Source organism: Beggiatoa leptomitoformis, assembly GCF_001305575.3.
Classification (GTDB): Bacteria; Pseudomonadota; Gammaproteobacteria; order Beggiatoales; family Beggiatoaceae; genus Beggiatoa; species Beggiatoa leptomitoformis.
In genome coordinates, this window is the sequence record NZ_CP012373.2 from 1,417,438 (window position 1) to 1,442,173 (window position 24,736).

Genomic DNA, 24,736 nt, shown 5'->3' on the forward strand with positions numbered 1-24,736 from the left:
GTTTAGCAAAATATCTACCTGAAAGAGGTGTTTTTTACGCATTCACTGTACGGCTAGCCGTCGCAAGGAATGAAAATCTATATGACAAATTTACTTTCAGCGGTCAAAAAAACCAAGATAAAAACCATGCACTCGCAAGCCTTTTCTGTCTTATTAAGGACTTATTTGGAACGGCATGGCACGAGTGAAATAGCGTTCGCGGAGACGCTTAATATTCGGCGAGAAACCCTTGCACGTTGGTTGAGCGGTGAGGTGAGTCGTCCGCGTCAACGTGAAGATGTTATGCGTTGTGCTACTTATTTGAATTTAAACGCTGAAGAACGCAATACCCTCTTAACCGCGGCTGGTTTTCCGCTTGAGCATGGGACAAGCTATCGCATGGCAACACCATCACTTTCTTTAAACTTGGGGGCAATTCAACGAAGTCCCTTTATTATTGGTCCACCGATTACTGAACCACGCCAGTTTTTTGGGCGGGATTATGTGCTAAAACGTATCTTTGATGTTTGGAAATGCACCCCTTTGCAGCATATTGCTATTGTTGGATTAAAAAGGAGCGGTAAAACGTCGCTTCTGCACTATTTACGACAAATTATTGATACACCCAGTGAGGAGTTGCGAGCAGGGCAGCGCAATGATTGGTTAGTCCCCGGTTATCAATGGATATTTGTAGATTTTCAAGACCCTCGCATGTGCTATCAAGAGAGTTTATTACGGCATTTGTTGGTCGAAATGAATATGCCTGTGCCAGAACCTTGTGATTTGGTCAGCTTTATGGAGATTATTGACCAATACTTAACCACGCCAACTTTGATTTTATTAGATGAAATCAGTGCAGGATTGGCTGCGACAGATTTAGATGAGCAATTTTGGTGGGGATTACGTTCTTTAGGCAGTAATCATACCAATGGCAAATTGGGGTTTTTACTAACAGCACATCAAGCCCCTGAGGAAATGGCGATGGATAATAATAAACCATCACCTTTTTTTAATATTTTTGGGCATGTCCTCAGTTTAGGTGCGTTGACAGAAACGGAAGCACTGGCATTGATTCACAGTTCTCCACTGCCATTTCCTGAGGATGATGTTGCATGGATTATGGCACAAAGTGGATTATGGCCTGCGTTGCTACAAATCCTCTGTCATGCCCGTCTAACCGCTTTGCAAGAAAATCAAACCAATTCTGCATGGCAAACCGAAGGGTTAAAACGGATGACACCCTACCGCTACTTATTAACCCAAGACATCAGTTAATGTTGTGAGACCCGTAGCATGTAACAGGCTGAAAATATAATACATACTACGGGTTAAAAAGCTGCATGTCGTGGGTTGAAACTTCTCAATTATATGAAGCAACAGCCCTTTAACTTTCATGAATGATTCTGTTCCTATCCCTACACGCCATAAAACATTTCTACAACTATGCCTTTTGAGTTTTAAGCTATTGGGCTGGTTACTCTTTAAACCATCAGGATGGCAACGGTATATCACAGAAATTGCGCCTACCCTTCCCCCCGATTTTGCCTTAACTGATGTTCAACCCGCCCAATGGCGTTCCCCCATTCTTTGGCAACTCTTACTTGCAGGACATGGTTTATGGGCAATCTGGGTGAGCTTAATCACCATTTGCACCATTATCTTTTTAGATGCACCTACTGATGCTCTGTTGCTCAGTGGTATCTATGCACTCATGCTGAGTTTAATGGGGGGTATCGTCGGCAGTTTAAGTGTTTCCGTCGCGTTTGGGATAACAATTAGCATTGTTGGTGGCATTGCTCTGAGCATTACCGTTGGTTTATACAATGAAGTTGTCTTCAGCATGGCAGAAAATATTGCCATTGTTGTCATGCTCAATGTGACAGAAGAAAGCATCAGCATCCCCAGTGGAACAGACCAAGCATGGGTAACTATTCTTATTGCGGTTTTTACAGCAAGCCTTGCAAGCAATGTTATGCAAAGCGTAACAATTACGCCCTATCGTCACTCCCAACATCGTCAACTTGGTAGTATCGTTATTGGTATTGCAACCAGCAGCCTAGCAATTTACTTTATTATTCAATTTATCAGCACCTTAGCGCAAGGTGCGGCAGCTCTATTAGAAAATGGCGTTGTCTTTAGTTTTATTTACGACAGCTTAATTAGCCTAATGTTTGGGCTTGCGATTATGCTTATTTGGGTCTTACAAACCCTGCGTATTTGGCAAGGTTTGTTCTTGGGGTTGATTATCAGCATATTGCTGATTTTCAGCACCCTCCCCCTCAATCAATTTCAAGATCAAAACAACCTTACCATTTTGATTAAAGGCATTCACGATGGTATAGAAAACGGCTTGCTTTATACCCTCTTGTTTGCTTTCCCCTATTCACTGGCAAAACGTATCGCTAACCCATGGGCTGGGCTGGTCGCGGGCATATTTGGTAGTACAGGCATGTATATTGCCTTCGTCATAATACTCGCTACCCAATCCTTAGAATTAACCCTACGTTTCATCCTGATAGCATTTCTCATGGGGATTAGTTTTTCATGGTGGGTTTCATTAATAACTTATCCATTTGTATCTGCATGGAATTTAATTTTGTACCGCCTAGACGAATTGCGCCCACAGTCACCCAGCCTTCTGTCATTACACTCAGCATTTTGGGATGAACATCAACGCTTTCCGCTTTATGGCTTAGAAAGCTATCTCGTTATGCTCGCTGAACGAAGCCCAGCAGAAGCAGAGCAAGCCATTCATGCACTAAGCCGTACCCGACAAAAATGGGCAGCACAAGAAGCACAAATAGAACTTGATGCCCGTCGATTAGAAAATTGCCAAACGGTTGCCACCATTAGTAAAGCACACCGCCACTTGGCTGCTGGCGAATTATCCAGCCCAATTAGTGCGTTACTCCGTAGTTTAAGCCGTATTAGCCGCGATGTAGAAGCCGCACTTTCACAAGAAAGTAATTATAACCAACGGCTTGCATTAGATGCGGTAGAAGAACGACTAGATGGTTTACTCCGTGAACTGACGCGCTCAACAGAACCCTATGCCCTGCGTTTCCGTCCAATTGCCGAACAATGGCGACAACAACTGGCTGATTATGGTAAGGCATTGAGTGAAGCGGTTGAAAGTCGTCAAGAAATTAACAATCCATATATCATTGGTATTCCCCTAACAGAACACCAAGAAATATTTGTTGGACGCAGTGATGTCAGTGAACAAATTGAACGTTTACTCCTAGACAATCGTTGTCCCCCACTCCTGCTCTATGGACAACGGCGCACAGGCAAAACATCCCTATTAAACAATTTAGGACGATTGCTACCCAGCACAATTATTCCTCTCTTCGTGGACTTACAAGGACCTGCCTCGCTTGCGAAAAACTACGAAGGTTTTTTATACAATATCAGCCGTGCCATGCTAAGTTCCGCAAAACGACATCGTGAGATACAACTACCTATATTAAATCGTGAAATTCTACGCGACGACCCTTTTACTGCCTTTGATGAATGGTTAGATGCAATAGAACAACACCTAGAACCACAACAAACTATACTGCTAACCCTAGATGAATTCAGTGCATTAGAACACGTTTTTGCAAAAGGACTGTTAGATGAAGCCTCCGTACTTGGCATGTTTCGCCATATCATCCAACACCGCCCACGATTTAAATTACTACTCTCAGGCTCGCATACCATTGACGAATTTGAACGCTGGGCGAGCTATTTGATTAATGTTCGCATTGTACACCTGAGTTATTTACAAGCAGGCGAAGCCCTAAAACTAATAGAACAACCCGTTAAAGCCTTTGCATTACGCTACGAATATGCAGCCAGTCAGCGCGTGATGGAAGTGACTCGTTGTCATCCTGCCCTGATTCAACTCTTATGTGCGGAAATCGTCACATTAAAGAATCGGCAACATGTCCATGAACGGCGGCTTGCAACAATAAGCGATGTAGATGCCGCCATTCCCGCTGCCTTACAACACGGACGATTCTTTTTTGCGGATATAGAAAATAATCAAGTAACACCAGAAGGTGCACATTTATTGCACAGCCTTGCTAATCATGGAGAAGGCGCGATAGTTAGTCATGAAGAACTGATACAACAATATTCACAACAAATTGAGTCCATAGTACAAAATTTATTACAGCGTGAATTAGTTGAACCTTTGGGTAAAGGCTATCGTTTCCAAGTAGAAATGGTCAGACGGTGGTTTTGTGGATAGCCAGAACCTATCTATGCTATGATGCATTATCTATCTATAATACAAAGAATTATCAATTAATATAAAGAGATAGCATGAGTAAATAAATATAATTCTTTGTTAAAAAAGGATTTTTTCTCAAAATAATTTATTTGTTTGTGTGCATGGGTTAGATTCAAGTGTTTGATACTAAAAATTTTAGCTGCATAAAGGGATTATTTGCTAATTTTAAAAAATAATCTACCCTGTCTAAAACAGAGACAACTTATAACATAAGGTTTCATAACATGAAAAAACTAACACTTTCTCTTGCTGTTGCAACACTTTTAAAATTAACCCCAACCGTCGCAACAGCCGAGACATTCATTTACGGCACACCGGATAGTCCAAAATCCACAGGCTTTCCAATCTATGCGATTGAACAACCTGTAGAAGCAGCAAATAATTATTGGAATGTCACAGGCAACACGTTGGTTGTCCGATTTTTAACCATACCCGGCTATACGGCTACTGCTAGCACACCACTCTTCATCAAAGTTGCTCTGCGCAATGGCGTACGCTTCACCAAAGCACCAACGCTGTTATGTAACACCACAGCAGGTATAACTGCCGCGACTAAAGTTTCTTTAGGAACACCAAACACCGCAAGAGCCACTTTTTCTATGAAAACAGGCTATAGAATGCACCCAACCAGCGGATATTGTCGTCTAGTGGTGCTAAGTGGTACGGTTGCCTCTCAAACGGCTTATTACAATATCGGCTCTGTTAAAGAAGATAAAATTTTTTCTGCGTCCATCGAATTCAAAAATGCCTTTAATGTGCAAAAAACCAGCTATGCAGGTACTTATCTGACTTTCCAACAAGCTGCTGCCATTGCGGCCTCTCGTCTGGACACCGCAAATGTTGCAGCTAATGCAATCATTGATGTTAAAGAAAGTTCCAAAAAATTCACTACTAATACACTGGTTAGCCAACAAAATGCTTTCGTTGGTCAGGTTTCTTTTAACAATAAAAATGAAGGTGCAACAGCCGCTGCGCTGCGCAGAAATACCGCAAGCCCCTTGGTTGTTAGCGATATGTTACAAACCGCTCTAATAACAATACAAGGTAACCCCCTTAATAATGCAGAAAAAGTCCGTCTAGTCACAGCAGGTAGTGTTAATAAGTGTTCCGTTGGTACAACCGTTGCCGAAGCGGTTCCTACGGGAGGGAGTGTTACTTTTAAAATAACCCCAGCAGCGGTCTCAGCAGGTGTAGGGATTTGCCTACAAGTGAATGGAACAACCGCCATTGAACCGGGGCAACTCACGGTTACAATGAGTGGTGTCGCAGCGAATGATTGGACACCCGTTTTTGGTGACACCGCGCTTAATATTCACGAGGTTAAGAAAAATGGCATTAGTTTTAGGGTTTTAAATATTCCTGCCATTTTATTTACAGATGACAATGTGCCACAAGACAAAGCCTATGTCCGCTTGTACAACACCAATACTTTTGTCACCGTTGTTCGGGGTGTTATGTACGCCTCAACAGGCACGCAAGTTGGAGAAACACAAATTCTTGGCACACTAAACCCCAAAGAAGTTGTTGTACTTGACGGCAACACACTTCGTAATTTATTCGGTTTATGGGAAGGTCGCGCCCGTTTAGTAATAGACGTTGAAGCAGAAGACTTTTCCGTACAAGCAACTATTCGCAGCCGTAGCGGGGTTTTAACAAATCTCAGTTCAGAAGCCAGCGATTAAGAAATAAATATCATTCTAAAAACCTAGTCCATTGTACAAATGGATTAGGTTTTTTTGGCGGTGCATAGTTGTTTTTTGTCTGCATCAAAATTTATAAAACGCCCAGACACCAACGAAATAAAAAGACAAAACACTTTCCCTGACAGAAAATTAAGTGCAGAGATAACAGACTTTCAGTCATAATTAACGACAATCTTGATTTACTTGGCTGTCATTTCTTATGCACTACTGTTTCACCTTTGTTTGTCAACAAGGCGAGTTAGAAATCAAAGCATTATTCCTTGCCGCTTCACTTAAAAAATTTCTCCACTGTGACTACGAACTTGTCGCAGCCATTCCTAGCCCTGCAACAGATTGGGGCAATCCCCGTGAAATAACCCTCACACTGCTTGCTGAATTAGGAGTGCGCATTGTACCCATTACCAACTGGGTTGATAAACAATACCCCATCGGCAATAAAGTAGCTTGTTTAGGCATAGAAACCCTTGCAGAGAAAATTTTTTTCTTAGACAGTGATATGCTTTGTTTACAACCCTTTATCCCACCAAACGACTGGTTGCAACCTATTTTTCATGCTAAACCTGTGGACTTAGGTGCATTCACTGCCGACCCCCATTTTTGGCAATCCGTTTACACCCTATTTGACCTCCCCTTACCCACACGCCGCGTATTTAGCAGCGTTAGCCACGAGCTACTACTACCCTATTTCAATGCAGGCATGCTCGGCATTCCCAGCAACACCCCTTTTGCCCAAATTTGGGCGGACAGTTGCCAACGAATTTTACACAGCGGCATCATTGCACAACGCCCCCGCTGGTTAGACCAACTCGCACTGCCCATCACGCTGGCTAAAATAGGCATGGATTTTAACTGTCTAAATGAATACGTTAACTACCCCGCCCACTTAAAGCCTTTAAATCCACAAACGATACTCTGTCATTACCATAAACCCAGTGTTATTCGTCGCGAACCCGCATTAAATCAACTTATTCTTGACCTAATAACACAATATCCTAAATTACAACAGGTAATAGCGACCTATGCCGACTGGCAAGAATTGACACAACCTTATAAAATAACTAAGAAAAAAGGATTATTTCAGGCAAAACCGACTATAAAACCCACTGCGCAACAAGCACGTCCAGAAGCCTTTATTACAGGTATTCCCCGCAGTGGCACAAGCTATCTATGCCGATTACTGCATAAAATTGACGATTGCGTCGTCATTAACGAACCCACACAAATCTTTCCCCCCCTACAACAAACCTTTCCCCCTTATCAACTCGCTATCTATTATCAAGAAATCCGCCGAGATGTTCTCAATGGACAAGCCATAGAAAATAAAATTAAAGATGGGGAAATAATTGAAGATACAGCGATTCTTGACAAGCGCGAATCCTATTTGCCTACAGTTTACCGCCCTGATTTTGTCCTCTTCACCAAAAACACACTGGCCTATTTGGCTCGAATCCAGCAACTACGTTACGTTATGCCCCATGCCCCACTGATTACATGCGTGCGCCATCCCGCTGATACCATTGCTTCATGGAAAAGTACGTTTGACCATTTAAAAAATGCCCGTGTTGAAACCTTTCCTGTAGGACAACTACACGATACCGCTTTAACAGGTTGGCAACAGCAACGTTTACAACGGATTGCCGAAGCTGATGAAGTAGCACTCAAACGAGTTTTACTATGGTGTTATCTTGCTGAATGTGTTCTAACGGCACAAACTGTGTTGCACATTGTCCATTATGAAAACCTCGTTACCAATCCAATTCATTGTTTAAAAAATATTTTTCAACAAATTCCTCACGCCCCCCCTTTACGATTAAACCCTGCGATTCAACCCTCCCAAATACGTCAAAAACGCGACATACTCGATATACGTGATAGACAGCTAATCAATGATTTATGCGGAGAATACGCTGTACAACTGGGCTATGACGAATGGAAAATATCATGCTAATTTCCGTTCACATTCCCAAAACCGCAGGAACCAGTTTAGGCACTGCATTAACGCAAGTTTTTGGTGATAAATTACTGCTAGATTATGCAGATAAACCCCTATCCGATACCTTGATACATCGCTACACCCGATTACAACACCGTCTGCAACTGAAGTATAAACCGCAAGTAATAACAAACAATTATCACGCTGTACACGGACATTTTATTGCGGATAAATACGCCGTGTTGGGCGAAAAAGCCCAATTTTGCACATTTTTCCGCGAACCATTAGCCCGTTTGGTTTCCCATTATCAACACTGGCAACGCAACCCCGACTTAAAAAATAGCATGTGTCGTCAACTTATTACGCAACAACTATCCATAACAGCATTTGCCAAACTCACCAAACAACGTCATTTCTATCGGTTATTCTGTGGCACAATACCTGTAGAACATTTTCATTTTGTTGGTTTGACAGAGGCCTATACAGACAGTATTGCATTATTTAATAAGCTATTTAATCTGCAATTGCCCGTGTTAGTAGAAAATGAAGGGGAAGGGCAAGATTATCAACAATGGCTCAAAGACAGAGGGGCTTATATTGACATTCAGACAATTCAACAAGAAAATCAACGTTATTATTCCGATGCGTGCCGCCATTTTGAACACTTATGCACCACCCACTTTAACCGTCAAGAATACTAACGACGGTATTTCTCCCCCACACTAACAATAATGACCGTGAATACTTTACTCCCGCTTTGCGTCGACCTCGACGACACATTAATCAAAACCGACATGCTATATGAAGGCTTTGTTAAATTACTGAAAAAAAAGCCTTTATTGCTATTACTTCTCCCTTTTTGGCTATTAAAAGGGAAAGCCTATTTAAAGACCAAGCTCAACCAACATGTTGATTTTGATGTTACCTGCTTGCCTTATAACCAAGTATTTTTAACCTTCTTACAAGCGCAACAACAAGCAGGCAGACAACTACTTCTCGTTACCGCCTCGCATGAATCCATCGCCCAAAAAATCGCTGACCACTTAGGCATTTTCAACACGGTTTTAGCCAGCAATACCGAGCGCAATTTAAAAGGTGCGACAAAAGCCCAATTTTTACGCGACTATTTTGGCGAAAAACCCTTTGCTTATGCGGGTGATAGTCGTGCTGATTTAAATGTTTGGCAATACGCACAAGAAGGCATACTCGTTAATGCATCGGCAAGCGTTACCCAACAAGCAAAAACCCTAACCATCATTACAGAAGAATTCCCCAATAAAACCAACTGGTTTAAATCATTACCTGCTGCCTTACGAGTGCATCAATGGGTAAAAAATACCCTTATTTTCATCCCATTACTGGCATCCCAGCAAATCATGAATATGGAATTGCTCAGTGATGCTGTTCTGGCATTTTTCGCGTTTAGTTTTGCCGCATCTAGTGCTTATATTCTTAACGATTTACTGGATTTAGAAGCTGACCGCCATCATCACCGCAAGCGTAAACGTCCTTTCGCCTCAGGTGCAATTCCCATTCAAATTGGCTTACTACTTTTTCCCATTTGCCTATTGATTAGCCTGCTATTCACCATTGTATTACCCCTAAACTTCTGGCTAGTATTAAGTATTTACTACACATTAACCCTAGCCTACTCTTTCGCCCTAAAAAGCGTAGTCCTCATTGACGTATTTTGTTTAGCAACGCTCTACACCCTACGGGTTATCGCAGGCTCTGCCGCCATGATAGATGCAACCGTTTCCCACTGGTTGCTCGCATTTTCCCTATTTATTTTCCTATGCTTAGCCGTTGTTAAACGCCATTCCGAAATGCTCGCCTTACGGCGCAATAACCAATCCAGTGCGAAAGGACGGGGCTACGTAGCTGATGACCTAGAAATCTTAGCGTCTATCGGCGTATCTAGCGGATTTATCTCAGTATTAGTCCTCGCTTTATACATACACAACATTCGCGACATGTACAGCTCACCCGACATTTTATGGCTAGTATGCCTCATCATGCTCTATTGGATTAGTCGCGTCTGGCTGATTTCCCATCGTGGCACGATGCACGACGACCCGATAGTGTTCGCACTCCGTGACCGCGTGAGCCACATTGTCGCGTTAATGATTCTTATCATTGTTCTACTAGCAAAATTTCTCTAAAACTATGGCAACCACTTATCAATCATGGGGACGCTATCCCCTTGTAGAACAAACTGTTTACCCTGTGCAATGGGCAAACGACGCAATTCCCATTTCAGCCCGTAAACCCGTATTAGCTTACGGCAAAGGGCGAAGTTATGGCGATGTCTGCTTGAATGATAAAGGTATTTTACTCGATACACGCTATCTCAATCACTTTATTCAATTTGACCGCACGACAGGTATATTACTTTGTGAATCAGGGGTTTCCTTACAAGAAATCTTACAGCTCATTGTGCCAATGGGTTGGTTTTTACCCGTCACACCCGGCACACAATTTGTCACCCTTGGCGGGGCAATTGCTAACGACGTACACGGCAAAAACCACCATGTTGCAGGCACTTTTGGCTGTCATGTACGACAATTTGAACTGCTACGCTCTGACGGACAACGCTTATTATGTTCGGCAAATAACAACGCTGACTGGTTCGGCGCGACAATTGGCGGATTAGGACTAACGGGTTTAATCACCTGGGCAGAAATTCAACTCATTCCAATGAATAACCCCTTTATTCAAATGGAAAGTATTAAATTCCATAGCATTGAAGAATTTCTTACCCTATCCAAAGCCTCAGAAAAAAATTATACCTATACCGTTGCTTGGCTAGACTGCTTACAAAAACAAAGCAGTCGCGGACTATTTATGCAAGGCAATCACGCCCCCCCGCTGTTTGAAGACAAGCCACTAAAAAAACGCGCTAAATGGCTCACCGTACCAGTAGATATGCCCAATTTTATGCTGAATCATGCCAGCATTAAAGCCTTTAACTTCCTGTATTTTAATAAACAACTGCCTGAAATCACCCGCAGCGTTAGCCACTATCTCCCCTTTTTCTATCCCTTAGACAGTATTCAACAATGGAATCGGATTTACGGCAAACGAGGATTTTTTCAATATCAATGTGTTGTTTCAGAAAATGACCCACACGTCATTAAAAATATCTTGGCAGAAATTGCTAAAAGTGGACAAGGCTCATTCCTCTCCGTCATTAAAATTTTTGGCAAGATTCCCTCTCCCGGACTTTTATCATTCCCGCGTGCAGGTATCACACTAGCCCTAGATTTCGCGAATCAAGGCGAGGTCACACACCAACTACTGACACGACTTGATGCCATTGTGCGCGAAGATGGCGGACGGCTATATCCAGCAAAAGACGCTCGCATGAATGGTACAGATTTCAAACAGTTCTACCCTGAATGGGAAAAATTTCAACCATTTATTGACCCTCACTTTTCGTCTAGTTTTTGGCGCAGAGTAACCCAACGACATCCAAAGAACGGATAACACGATGAAACGAATTTTAATTCTTGGCGCGACCGCCATGATTGCCCAATCCCTTGCTAAACGCTTTGCTCAACGCGGAGAACGACTTTTTTTAGTCGGGCGTGATGCACAGAAACTACAAGTTATTCAGCAAGATTTAAAAACCCGTGGTGCGTCATCTAGCGAGTATTTAGCCGTTGATTTAACCGATATAGCTCAACATAAAAGCCTATTCGCAACGGCTGAAAAGTCGCTACAAGAAATTGATATTGTTATAATTGCTTATGGCACGCTAGGCGACCAACAAGCAGCCGAACAAGATTTTAAAGTTGCGGAAAAAGAGTTAGTCACCAACTTTTTAAGCGTCGCCTCATTACTCACAGAACTAGGCAATTATTTCGAAAAACGCAAACAAGGCAGTATTGTGGTGATTTCCTCCGTAGCAGGCGATAGAGGACGACAAAGCAATTATGTCTATGGTGCAGCCAAAGGCGCATTAAGCCTATTTCTCCAAGGCTTACGCAATCGTTTATTTAAATCGGGTGTGCAAGTATTGACCGTAAAACCCGGTTTTGTCGATACACCGATGACAGCAGGAATTAAAAAGAACTTCTTATTTGCAAGCCCTGATAAAGTTGCACAAGATATTGATAATGCAATTAGTAAGGGTAAAAAGGTACTTTATACCCCATGGTTTTGGCAATGGATTATGTTAATTATTAAATCCATTCCTGAAGCAATTTTTGTGAAATTGAAGTTATAAGGAATGATGGTGGTCTGAATCAGGATTAACAGAATTAAAAATGCTTTTAAAACGCTGGTAATTCTGATTCAAACAAACAAACTATAATTAATAACGAATATATTTGACAAAAGGACAACACAAATGACTGATGAAGAACTAAAAGAATTAGTAGCAAGTCTTGCGATTGCACAACAAGAAACTGCTCGGCAATTTCAGGAAACCAGCCGTCAGCAAAAACAGACTGACCGCCAGTTAAAAGAATTGGGTATTCAAATTGGTGGAATTGGTAATAAATTTGGCAGTTTTACCGAAGGCATGGCTTTTCCTTCAATGGAAAAAATCCTTCGCAAACAATTTGGTTTAGAAACCATTTCAACAAATACCAAATCATTTAAGGGCAACCGTGAATTAGAATTGGATGTATTGGGTTATAGCAATGGAGATAGTAATAAAGTCGTGATTGTAGAAGTGAAAAGTCATTTAAACGAAAAAGGGATTGAACAGGTGTTAAAAATGCTTCAGGAATTTCCTTTCTTTTTTCCAGAGCTTGCGCATAAAAAGCGTTATGGCATGATTGCTACCGTCGCGGCGAGTAAAGAAATCAAACAAAAAGTGGCAGAAGCAGGTTTGTATTTGGGCATTATTCACGATGAACAATTTAAATTAATGAAACCTAAAGGCTTTGAACCTAAGAATTTTGATGTTGCATAAAGTTTGATGCGAGCAAACGATAGAACTTATTTAGAGTCTTGCAAACGCTTCTGTTTAATGACACGCCCTAATAAATTAATGCTCATGAAATAGCCCTTTCAAAGTTAAAAATTCCGAAAGGGCTTAAAAAACTAGCTTTCTCGTGCGATTGCTCGATAGCCTATGTCATGTCGACAGTACATTTTTTGCCAAGTAATTTTTTGAATATGCGCATAAGCTGCAGTTTGTGCCGTTTTTACGCTATCCCCTAGTGCGCAGACACAAAGCACGCGCCCGCCATTGGTAATAACTTGTCCATTATGTTCACTTGTGCCTGCGTGGAACACTTTGACGTTTTCAGCAGTTGCGATTTCTAAGCCTTGAATCACATCGCCTTTTGCGTAGTCATTTGGATAACCACCAGCGGCTAGTACCACACCTAATGCAGCGCGGTTGTCCCATTGGGCAGTCACTTCGTGCAAGCGTTTATCTAATGCTGCATTGCATAAAGCAACTAAGTCTGATTGTAAGCGCATCATGATTGGCTGGGTTTCGGGGTCACCAAAACGACAGTTGTATTCTAATACTTTGGGATTGCCTTGTTGGTCAATCATAACCCCTGCGTAGAGAAAACCTGTGTAAGGCAAGCCTTCGGCTGCCATGCCTTTAACGGTTGGCTCTATGACTAAGCGCATGATTTTTTCATGTATATCTGGCGTGACAACAGGCGCGGGGGAGTATGCACCCATGCCGCCTGTATTGGGTCCTTTATCGCCATCATCGCGGGCTTTATGGTCTTGTGAAGTTGCCATTGGGAGAATGTGTTCGCCGTCGACCATGCAGATAAAGCTGGCTTCTTCACCGACTAAAAACGCTTCAATGACTACACGATTGCCAGCATCACCAAATGCGTTGCCTGCTAACATGTCTTCTACAGCAGCAATGGCTTCAGCTTCTGTTTGTGCGAGTATCACGCCTTTTCCCGCAGCCAGTCCATCCGCTTTAACGACGATAGGCGCACCTTTTGCGCGAATGTAGTCGATGGCAGGTTGCACTTCAGTAAAGTGGCTGTAATCGGCTGTTGGAATGGCATGACGTGCCAAAAAATCTTTTGTGAAGGCTTTTGAACCTTCCAGTTGTGCTGAACCACTTGTAGGACCAAAACAGCGTAAACCCGCAACACGAAATTTATCTACCACGCCCGCAACTAAGGGGGCTTCGGGCCCTACGATGGTTAGGTCAATTCGTTGTTGTAAGGCAAAAGTTACTAGCGTATGAATATCGTCGCTTTTGATGGGAACGTTTTCTACTTTTGCTTCGCGTGCTGTACCTGCATTACCCGGTGCAACAAATACTTTAGCCACACCTGCCGTTTGGGCAACTTTCCATGCCAAAGCATGTTCTCGTCCGCCATTACCAATAATCAGTATTTTCATAGTTTTTCAATAGATGTTGTTATCGCTTTAAACAGCAGATGATTAGTGTCTAAAATGGCGCATTCCTGTGAATACCATTGCTATGCCGTGTTCATTTGCTGCCTGAATCACTTCTTTATCCCGCATAGAGCCACCCGGTTGAATAACAGCAGTAATTCCCACCGCAGCGGCTGCATCAATACCATCGCGGAAGGGGAAAAACGCATCAGATGCCATCACAGAACCTGCAACTTGTAAGTGTTCGTCATTCGCTTTAATCGCCGCAATTTTCGCGCTATACACACGGCTCATTTGTCCTGCACCAATACCAATAGTCATATTATCTTTACAATAGACAATCGCGTTAGATTTAACGAATTTAGCCACTTTCCACGCAAATAGTAAATCATTCAATTCAGCATCACTGGGTTTACGTTCTGTAACCAGTTGCAAATCGGTTTGTGTGACTGTTCCTAAATCATAGTCTTGGACTAATAAACCGCCATTGACCCGTTTAAAGTCCAGACGGGTTGCTGTTGTATCTGACCATTGACCGCAAACTAAAACCCGTACATTGGTTTTCGTCGCTAAAATGGGTTTAGCGTCTTCAATCACGCTAGGTGCGATGATAACTTCTACAAATTGCCGTTCAATAATTGCTTTTGCAGTTACGACATCTAAAGGACGATTGAACGCAATAATACCGCCAAAAGCAGAGGTAGGGTCGGTACGATAAGCACGGTCATAGGCTTCTAAAATGGTTGCACCCACGGCAACGCCGCAAGGATTTGCGTGTTTAACAATCACACAAGCGGGGGCTACAAAAGTACGCACACATTCTAATGCAGCATCAGTATCTGCTACATTATTATAGGAAAGTTCCTTGCCTTGCAGTTGAGTTGCGGTGGAAACGCTCGCATCGGTTGAACTGGCTTCTCGATAAAAAGCTGCTTTTTGATGTGGATTTTCACCATAACGCATGTTTTGCACTTTTTCATATTGCAACGTTAAGGTTGGCGGGAATGCGGGTTCTGGATTGTCAATTTGTCCTAAATAGTTGGCAATTGCACCGTCATAACGTGCTGTATGCGCAAAGACTTTGCGGGCTAATTTTAGCCGTGTTACTGCGCCAATATTTCCTTTATTTTCATCAAGTTCATGTAGGATAATTATGTAATCTTGCGCATCTACAACAACGGTAACGGCTACATGGTTTTTGGCCGCAGAACGTAACATTGCAGGCCCACCAATATCAATATTTTCAATCGCTGTTGCTAGGTCACAAGCAGGATTTGCAATTGTTTTTTCAAAGGGATATAAATTAACAACTAATAAATCAATCGGATTAATGCCATGCGCTTCCATGACGGCTTCATCAATTCCCCGTCGACCTAATAATCCACCATGAATTTTTGGATGCAGGGTTTTAACACGTCCATCCATCATTTCAGGAAAACCTGTATAGTCAGCAACTTCAATGACTGGAATTTGTTGTTCAGCAAGTAATTTTGCTGTGCCTCCTGTGGAGAGAATTTCAATTCCCCGTTGGTGCAGAGCGCGAGCAAAATCGATGATACCCGTTTTATCAGAAACACTGATAAGAGCGCGTTGAATTTTTGACATTTTATTCCTTACAATGAAAAAGTTTTTAGAGAAAGATGTAAAGTTTGAATTATAACCTGCAATGAACTTATTACACCAAAATTACGACTTAAGGATGATGGACTTTATCTAATGGTTGTAACTATTTGAATGTAAAATAGTGATTTCTAATAAAACGAGATAAAACAATGGTAATTTAATGCGTCCTTGTTGTGTTCTGATGATTAACTTAAGGTAGATAATGTTATGTCTAAATATCTCACGATAAAATCTTTATATGCGTTTATTGTCTTTTTAATTGTTGCAGTAACATTTTTAGTTTATTACAGCTTTACAACGGTATTAGGGAGTTCTCAGTGGATAGAGCATAGCTATCGTTCTATTAATTATGGAAATCAGTTAAAAACAACCGTTCTTAATTTAGAAAAAAGTATTCGTAATTTTGTGATAACGGGAAATACGCAATTTATTGACAACTACAAAGAAACAGAAATCCAATTTATACAAACAATTAGTGAAATTAAACAACATGTACAAGACAATTCAATGCAGGTGCAGCAGTTAGAAAAAATATCTTTATTTACAGTATCATGGGCGGAGGAATTTGCAACCAAAATCATAGAAAATAAACAACGTTTAGTTGCAGAAAATAATCCCGATATTTTAGAAATATTCAAATTAATACAATCTAATGCTTATCGTGAATTAATAGATAATATTTTCTTTAATATTAAGCTATTTGTAGAAATGGAGGAGACACTTTTAAAGCAACGAATTCAAGAAAATAATACACTGGTTAATCAAACTATTATTCTTATTTTATTGGGTAATATTTTTATTATTTTGTGTAGTTTTCCTTTAATTTCTTCACTTATCCGTTATACATGGCTTACAGATGGACGTTCGCACTTGCAAGAACAGATGATAGGGGAGCAACAAACACAACCATTAGCCGAAAAAATATTGTGGTTTCTGAGTCGATATTTGGATGCACAAAAGGCGGTTATGTATGTTCCAATTTTGCATACTTTGGATAAAAATACGACAAAACTGTCTTTAATTGCAACTTATGCTTGCCATGCGGAAAAGTCACCAAAAATAGTGTTGCTGGGTGATGGTTTACTGGGGCAAGCGGCACTTGGTTCGCAATTATTACGTATAACAGATGTTCCACGCAATTATTTGTCTGTTCATTCGGGATTAGGTAAGGCATTACCGCGCGAATTGTTATTTTTTCCTATTTATTATCAAGATAAGTTAAAAGGGATTATAGAATTCGCATTTTTTCGGGCAGCAACTCCCTTAAAAATAGATTTTTTACAGCAGTCACTTTTGACCATTGGGGCTGCATTGCATGGCGCAGAAACCCATCAACATATTCAAAAATTGTTAGAAGAAACACAAGCACAAACCAATGAATTACATACACAACAGGAAGAGTTAAGTAGTGCGAATGAGGAGCTGGAAGAACAATATTCTACTTTGGAAAAGCAATATATTGAAATTAATCGTATTAACACACAAAATATTAAGTTACAAGAGGTTAATCAAGCCATTGAAGCAGATAAAAAAGCAGTTGAGTTAGCGAGTCATTATAAATCGGCATTTTTGGCGAATATGTCACATGAGTTACGTAATCCATTGAATAGTATATTAATGCTTGCGGAAATTTTTGAGGAAAATATTTATGGCAACCTTAATACAAAGCAAATTGAGCAGGCAAAAACTATTTATAACGCAGGAAATGATTTATTAGTCTTAATTAACGATATTCTTGATTTAGCAAGAATAGAGGCAGGTAAGTTAAAAATTCAAGCAGAACCCTTTGTATTAGAAGATTTAGCAAAGATAACTTATCAAAAATTCTTACCGATTGCGGAGAAAAAAGGGCTCGCATTATTACTAGAACAAGGAAAAGACCTGCCACAAATAGTATTCAGTGACCAACGACGCATTATTCAGGTGATGAATAATTTACTGTCTAACGCATTAAAGTTTACGCATCAGGGTCAGGTATGTTTAGCGATTTATCGCCCTGATAGGGACGAGTTATTGCGGATGCAGTTACCCACAGTAGGAATTATCGCGTTGCGAGTGCAAGATACAGGAATCGGTATTCCCTTAGATAAACAAGAGATTATTTTTGAACCGTTTCAACAAGCGGATGGCACGACTAATCGACGATATGGTGGAACAGGGTTAGGTTTATCTATTTCAAAACAGTTAATTCAGTTGTTGAATGGTGTCATTCACTTGCACAGTGAGGTGGACAAAGGCAGTTGTTTTACCGTTTATTTACCCGAACAAGTTGATGAAAGCATTCCTACGATATCAGCTACGCCTGATGCAACATTGCCGCTTGTACAAACAAATAATACCGCACTAACCGATCAGGTTTTATCACCTGATGAGACAGATTTACCCTTACAGTTTAATCATGATAAAGAATACGCATTAGCCGATAAAAAAGTCTTGGTTGTAGATGATGATGAGCGTAATCTTTTTGCATTACAGTTATTGTTAGAAAGTAAAAAAATGCAGGTTATTCTTGCTAAAAATGGCACAGAAGCACTGCAACTATTGGCAAAAAATATGGATATTGCGGTTGTTTTGATGGATATTATGATGCCAGATATGGATGGTTATGAAACGATTCGCCGCATTCGCGCCCAAGAAAACCACCATAAATTACCCATTATTGCCATAACGGCTAAAAGCCTTCCCTCAGATAGAGAACAGTGTTTGCTCTCTGGTGCAAATGAATATCTTGCTAAACCAATCAACACAATGACCTTATTGGCCTTGTTAAAAATGTGGCTTTATACCTAACAACCAAATGATTTATATATCATTAATTCCCACATTTTTTTGGTACTTATTTTGCATAAATTAAGGCATTTCAGTAGTTTATTGCGTTTTTATATCTATACATAAAGCAGCAAAGTGTTTTTTAAGCCAAAGAAACGTTTTTTAAGTTTTTTTGTCAAAATATACATTTTTAAAAATTAAAGGCTGCATTTTAAGAGAGAGCAAGTATGCACATTCTAACACCTATCCAACGATTACCATTACGTTTTGTTCTGGTTACGCCTTTTATTATTTTATTGATTGTAACGGTAACTATTACAGGTTATTTATCCTTTCATCATGGGCAATTAGCGATTCAAGATTTGGCTACGCAGTTGTTAAATGAAGTAAATGTAAGAGTACATGAGAATTTACGCCGTTATTTAGATGAGTTGTTAGAAGTTAATTTTACAAACCAGAATTCGATAGAGTTGGGATTGTTAAAAACAGATAATTTAATGACGTGGGAAACGTATTTGTGGCGACAAATTATGGTACATCCAACGGTTAATCATATTTCTTTTGGTAATACAGAACGTGAATTTACTGGGGTAGAGCGTTTAGATAATAACCAATTAGTTGCCCGCGAGTCAGGTAAAAGTACAGGTTATAACTACACAACTTACCCGCTGAATGAACAAGGACAACGTCAAGTAGCAACCGCAAGTATGCCAAATTATGACCCAAGTCTGCGTCCTTGGTATCAGTCCGCTGTTAGTGCAGGTAAACCCGTATGGAGCGAAATTTTCCCGCATTTTGGCGCACCAACGTTGATGATTAGCTTAAATCAACCTGCTTATGATAAAGAAAGAAAATTATTAGGCGTGATTAATAGTGCATTACGTTTGTCACAAATTGGCGATTTTTTACAACAGCTACAAGTAGGAAAAACGGGGCAAGTTTTCATCATAGAACGTTCTGCTATGTTGGTTGCAACATCTTCAGGAGAATTGCCATTACGCAAGATTGCTGACAAACAGCAACGGTTGAGTGCCATCGATAGTAATAATGGTATGACGGCGAGTGTTGCCAGCTATTTACAAAAGAATTTTGATGATTTACATCAAATAAATGCTTCACAATTTTTAACGCCCACGTTAGTAGGCGAAAAGCTTTTCATGAAAGTATCACCTTATCAAGATAATAAAGGACTAGATTGGTTGGTCGTTATTGTTGTGCCTGCTAGCGACTTTATGAGTGCTATTGATAAAAATGCTTATACTATCATGTTACTATGCGCAGGTGCTTTGTTAATTGCCATTATTATTGGGATATGGTCAGCTAATCGGGTAACACGTCCTATTGCAGAATTGATGACAGCATCGTGGCAAATAGCAAAAGGTGAATGGAATCATCAGCTCCCCTTGCAACGCCAAGATGAAATTGGTGAATTAGCACGTTCATTTCACTTTATGGCAACGCAACTACAAGATTCTTTTTTGTTGTTAGAGGCAAAAGTAGAAGAACGCACGGTGCAACTGGCACAAGCCAATAGTGAAATCACCTGTTTAAACGCGCAATTACAAAGTGAAAATTTGCGTATGGGGGCAGAATTAGATATTACGCGCCATTTACAACAAATGGTTTTACCTAAAGCAAAAGAGTTGTTACAAATAAAAGAGTTAGATATTGCGGGTTATATGGAGCCTGCGACGGAAGTTGGCGGGGATTATTATGATGTGTTACAAAAAGATGGGCGGGTAATTTGTGGCATTGGGGATGTAACAGGACATGGTTTAGAAAGTGGTGTGTTAATGCTAATGGTACAAATGGCGGTTCGCACCCTGTTAAATAGCAATATTCCTGATGTAGAAACCTGTTTAAAAGTGTTAAATCATACATTATACGATAATGTTAAGCGCATGAATTCTGATAAAAACCTGACATTATCCTTGTTAGATTATGAGCATGGTGTTCTGCGATTGAGCGGACAGCATGAGGAAGTGTTGGTTGTGCGTCGTAATGGAACGGTGGAACGGATTGATACGATAGATTTAGGCTTTATGGTGGGATTAGAAAGCGATATTGAAACCTTTTTGGGTCATAAAGAAATTAATTTAGCTGAAGGGGATGGTGTTGTGCTTTATACCGATGGTTTAACCGAAGCACGCAATGCACAAGGTCGGGTTTATAGTGTAGAACGGTTATGTAGAATCGTTGGTGAACATTGGCATTTATCTGCGTTAGAGATTCAAATCGAAGTGATTGCTGACGTACGCCAACATGTGGGTAAACAGAAAGTTTGTGATGATATTACTTTGCTTATCTTAAAAAAAAACCTGATGGCGGAAATTGAGGCATAATGATAAGTACAAATTAGTTTATCTCTAAAAATATGCCTAGTTAATGTATAAATGGACTTCTTATAAAAGTATAAAAACGGATAGCACTGCTTAAAGCAATAGTGTTCGTGTTATGGTTGTAAGCGGTTTAACTTAATGGGTGCAAATCAGTTTGCACCCCATATAGCAACATTATAATTTAATACTTAACAATTTTACTCAGGCATGTTGAAATAGTGTTTTCTCACCTTGTTACAATTTAGGATGGACGCATGGCTATTCGAGTTGCTCTTAATCATTTCACACGTTACCGCTATGATCGGTCAGTGTCGATGTCACCACACGTTATCCGATTGCGCCCCGCCCCTCATTCTCGCACACCTATTCATGCTTACTCGCTAAACATTGAGCCAAAAGAACATTATATAAATTGGCAACAAGACCCGTTTGGCAATTATTTAGCACGAATTGTGTTCCCGAATAAGGTTAAGGAATTTTCTGTTGAAGTGGATGTTGTCGCGGAAATGACCGTGATTAATCCCTTTGACTTTTTCATGGAAGAATATGCAGAAGAATCCCCTTTCGTCTATGAAGAGAAATTAGCAAAAGAATTAACGCCTTACTTAGAAGTAACAGAAAGTGGAACATTATTAACCGAATGGGTTAGTAAAGTTGACCTGACTAAACAACGCACGATTGATTTTTTAGTGGCGTTAAATCAACGGTTACAAAAAGATATTGGTTACAATATCCGCATGGAACCCGGTGTGCAAAGTTGCGAAGAAACGCTAACGCTAGCACGTGGTTCATGTCGAGATACCGCATGGTTATTGGTACAAATTCTTCGTCATTTAGGACTCGCTGCCCGTTTCGTCTCTGGTTATTTAGTCCAACTTGCCCCTGATGTAAAAGCCCTTGATGGTCCTTCGGGTCCTGAGGCTGATTTCACCGATTTACACGCATGGACAGAAGTCTTTTTACCGGGTGCAGGCTGGGTCGGTTTAGATGCAACCTCTGGTTTATTCGCAGGGGAAGGGCATATTCCGCTGGCTTGCACGCCAGAACCGGGTAACGCTGCCCCAATTACAGGCGCGATTGATAAATGTGAAACCGAGTTTTACTATCACAATCAAGTTACCCGCGTGCATGAAGACCCGCGCGTCACCAAACCCTATACCGAAGAACAGTGGCAATCCATTAACGCATTAGGTTATAAGATTGATAAAGTCTTAGACGATAATGATGTGCGCTTGACCATGGGGGGCGAACCTACATTCGTTTCTGTTGATGACATGGAAAGTGCAGAATGGAATACTGCCGCACTAGGCCCTGCAAAACGTAAATTGGCAGATACCCTTTTAAAACGCTTGCGGAAACGCTTTTCCCCCGGTGCTTCCATTCATTACGGACAAGGTAAATGGTATCCCGGAGAGCCATTTCCCCGTTGGGCCTTTGGCTGTTTCTGGCGTAAAGACGGCTTACCTGTGTGGAAAAACGATGCGTTGATTGCTGACGAGTCTAAACAATATGGTTATACCCATGTTGATGCCGACCGTTTTATGCAACAACTGGCAAAACGTTTGGGGCTTGAAAACCGTTATATTGTTCCTGTGTATGAAGACGCACTTTATTATTTATGGAAAGAAGGCAATGTTCCCGCCAATCTTGACCCCAAAAAAGCCAATTTAAAAGATGACGTAGAACGCAAGCGTCTTGCTCGGTTACTCAGCGAAGATTTAAACAAACCAGCAGGTTATGTTTTACCCATTCGTTGGCACTATCATCTTGTTGGTGGTGAATGGCGCAGTTGTCCTTGGGAATTACGACGTGGACAACTGTATTTAACACCCGGTGATTCACCCGTTGGTTTACGACTCCCATTGGATTCTCTCCCTTGGCTTGCACTAGATAAACGTGAAATTCAAGAAGAGAAAAGCCAATTCGAAACACACTCACCACTAGAAGACATTCATGGTGCAGTTGCCAAGCGTTACAGCCAATGGGTAGAGCCAAAACCTATTCACGACAGTATTCATGAACAACATGCAGAATCCGATGAATTACCCGAAGCTCGCACCCGTTATGCAGAAGAATACGTAGATGTCGTACGAACTGCTTTATGCGTAGAAGCACGGAATGGCTTCCTCTGCATCTTCCTACCGCCACTAACCCATTTAGAGCATTACTTAGATTTACTTGCCTCTATTGAAGCCGTTGCGACAGACTTAAACATGCCTGTGGCATTGGAAGGTTATGAACCACCACGTGATTCGCGTTTATTACGAATGCACATCACCCCCGACCCCGGTGTTATAGAAGTTAATATTCATCCCGCCCGTAACTGGGATGAGTTAGTCAATAATACCAGTATCTTATATGAAGAGGCCTACTACTCCCGTTTAGGGACAGAAAAATTCATGCAAGATGGGCGACATACAGGCACAGGCGGTGGCAACCACGTCACCTTAGGTGGCGAAACCCCCGCAGATAGCCCCATGTTACGCCGTCCAGATTTACTGCGTAGCCTAATTACCTTCTGGCAACACCATCCCAGCCTTTCTTATTTATTCTCAGGCATGTTTATAGGTCCTACCAGCCAAGCCCCGCGCGTGGATGAAGCCCGTAATGAAAGCCTGTACGAACTAGAAATTGCATTCCAACGAATGCCCGAAGGTGAAGTTGCTGCCCCTTGGCTGGTTGATCGCTTGTTACGTCACCTATTAGTTGATTTAACAGGTAATACCCATCGCGCTGAATTCTGCATTGACAAACTCTATTCACCCGACAGCTCCACAGGACGGCAAGGCTTAGTTGAACTACGCGCTTTTGAAATGCCACCTCATGCCCGCATGAGCTTAATGCAAATGCTCCTGCTACGTGGATTAATCGCTCACTTCTGGAAAACGCCCTACAAAAAACCGCTGGTACGTTGGGGAACAGAACTACATGACCGTTTCTTACTCCCCCATTTTGTCCGTGAAGATTTCAAAGATGTTATATGCACCTTACAACGGGCAGGCTATCCTTTCCAACTTGACTGGTTTGACCCCTTCTTTGAATTCCGTTTCCCACATTACGGTACGGTACAATTAGAGGGCATTCGTTTAGATTTACACATGGGGATAGAACCTTGGCATGTATTGGGAGAAGAAACCACCAGCACAGGTACTGCCCGCTATGTTGATTCCTCTGTTGAACGGATACAAATCAAAGTCACTGGTCTAACCGATACCCGCTATGTCATTGCATGTAATGGGCGACGCGTGCCACTGCGCAATACGGGAACACATGGCGAATATGTCGCGGGTGTGCGCTATCGCGCATGGCAACCACCTTCTGCACTACATCCCACGATTCCCGTACATGTACCCTTAGTTTTTGACCTCATTGATACATGGACAGGACGGTCAATTGGTGGATGTACCTATCACGTCTCCCATCCCGGTGGCAATAACAGCACGGATTTCCCTGTTAATGCTTACGCAGCAGAATCCAGACGCATTGCCCGCTTCTTCGATTTTGGACACACACCAGGACCTGTTAAAGCCCCTGAATGGTTTAAAGGACTAACAGGCTTCTATCCTGAAGGCAACCCTCCACAAGTGATGAGTCCACCCCTAGAAGAAGTAAACAGTGATTATCCTTACACCCTAGACCTACGGCGACAAGCAGGGTGTTAAATAATGAGATTTAATTAGATATTATCTATAAATCCAACTAATTAAGACTGATTAGAACCTGTCAAGTTTACTAAACCTGACAGGTTTTTTTACGACAAGACAACAATTCAACATGGCTA

The 24,736-nt window shown here is 41.3% G+C and carries 14 protein-coding genes; 12 read left to right on the forward strand and 2 right to left on the reverse strand.

The features are described 5' to 3' along the window. Positions 1 to 81: 81 nt before the first annotated feature. From AL038_RS05870 to AL038_RS05910, 9 genes are all read left to right on the forward strand, one after another. Positions 82 to 1,254 carry a helix-turn-helix domain-containing protein gene (locus AL038_RS05870; RefSeq protein WP_062150345.1) on the forward strand — a complete coding sequence of 391 codons (1,173 nt, stop codon included), beginning with the start codon at positions 82 to 84 and terminating at the stop codon, positions 1,252 to 1,254. A 118-nt stretch (positions 1,255 to 1,372) separates the two neighbouring features. Continuing rightward, complete coding sequence (locus AL038_RS05875) at positions 1,373 to 4,213, forward strand: AAA family ATPase (RefSeq protein WP_062150348.1); 2,841 nt, start codon at positions 1,373 to 1,375, stop codon at positions 4,211 to 4,213. Positions 4,214 to 4,479: 266 nt separating this feature from the next. Then, positions 4,480 to 5,937, forward strand: coding sequence for a hypothetical protein (locus tag AL038_RS05880; RefSeq protein ID WP_062150351.1), 1,458 nt, complete (start codon positions 4,480 to 4,482; stop codon positions 5,935 to 5,937). A gap of 220 nt (positions 5,938 to 6,157) precedes the next feature. Further along, the gene (locus tag AL038_RS05885) at positions 6,158 to 7,906 is read left to right on the forward strand and encodes a sulfotransferase (RefSeq protein ID WP_062150354.1); all 1,749 of its coding nucleotides are present in this window, start codon (positions 6,158 to 6,160) and stop codon (positions 7,904 to 7,906) included. Further along, positions 7,900 to 8,592, forward strand: coding sequence for a sulfotransferase family 2 domain-containing protein (locus tag AL038_RS05890; protein ID WP_161575440.1), 693 nt, complete (start codon positions 7,900 to 7,902; stop codon positions 8,590 to 8,592). The genes AL038_RS05885 and AL038_RS05890 overlap by 7 nt, the downstream gene beginning before the upstream one ends. 30 nt (positions 8,593 to 8,622) lie before the next feature. Beyond that, a complete protein-coding gene (locus tag AL038_RS05895; RefSeq protein ID WP_066246101.1) occupies positions 8,623 to 10,053 on the forward strand; it encodes a UbiA family prenyltransferase in 1,431 nt (476 codons plus the stop codon). Between the two features lie 4 nt (positions 10,054 to 10,057). Then, positions 10,058 to 11,377: an FAD-binding oxidoreductase gene (locus tag AL038_RS05900; protein WP_062150358.1), complete on the forward strand. Its 1,320-nt coding sequence runs from the start codon at positions 10,058 to 10,060 to the stop codon at positions 11,375 to 11,377. Between the two features lie 4 nt (positions 11,378 to 11,381). Further along, positions 11,382 to 12,119, forward strand: coding sequence for an SDR family oxidoreductase (locus AL038_RS05905; RefSeq protein ID WP_062150361.1), 738 nt, complete (start codon positions 11,382 to 11,384; stop codon positions 12,117 to 12,119). Between the two features lie 123 nt (positions 12,120 to 12,242). Then, positions 12,243 to 12,812: a DUF3782 domain-containing protein gene (locus tag AL038_RS05910; protein ID WP_062150364.1), complete on the forward strand. Its 570-nt coding sequence runs from the start codon at positions 12,243 to 12,245 to the stop codon at positions 12,810 to 12,812. Positions 12,813 to 12,943: 131 nt separating this feature from the next. On the opposite strand, the gene purD is transcribed toward AL038_RS05910, so the two are convergent. After that, positions 12,944 to 14,227 (reverse strand): phosphoribosylamine--glycine ligase, encoded by a 1,284-nt coding sequence (gene purD, locus AL038_RS05915; RefSeq protein WP_062150367.1) that lies wholly within the window; start codon positions 14,225 to 14,227, stop codon positions 12,944 to 12,946. Positions 14,228 to 14,269: 42 nt separating this feature from the next. Next, entirely contained in the window at positions 14,270 to 15,829 is a 1,560-nt protein-coding gene (gene purH / locus AL038_RS05920; protein WP_062150371.1) for a bifunctional phosphoribosylaminoimidazolecarboxamide formyltransferase/IMP cyclohydrolase, read from the reverse strand. A 225-nt stretch (positions 15,830 to 16,054) separates the two neighbouring features. Here purH and AL038_RS05925 point away from each other — a divergent pair, with 225 nt between their 5' ends. From AL038_RS05925 to AL038_RS05935, 3 genes are all read left to right on the forward strand, one after another. Continuing rightward, positions 16,055 to 18,637 (forward strand): response regulator, encoded by a 2,583-nt coding sequence (locus AL038_RS05925; protein WP_062150373.1) that lies wholly within the window; start codon positions 16,055 to 16,057, stop codon positions 18,635 to 18,637. Positions 18,638 to 18,843: 206 nt separating this feature from the next. Next, a complete protein-coding gene (locus tag AL038_RS05930; RefSeq protein WP_062150376.1) occupies positions 18,844 to 20,958 on the forward strand; it encodes a SpoIIE family protein phosphatase in 2,115 nt (704 codons plus the stop codon). Between the two features lie 251 nt (positions 20,959 to 21,209). Then, positions 21,210 to 24,617, forward strand: coding sequence for a transglutaminase family protein (locus tag AL038_RS05935; RefSeq protein WP_062150379.1), 3,408 nt, complete (start codon positions 21,210 to 21,212; stop codon positions 24,615 to 24,617). Positions 24,618 to 24,736: the final 119 nt, after the last annotated feature.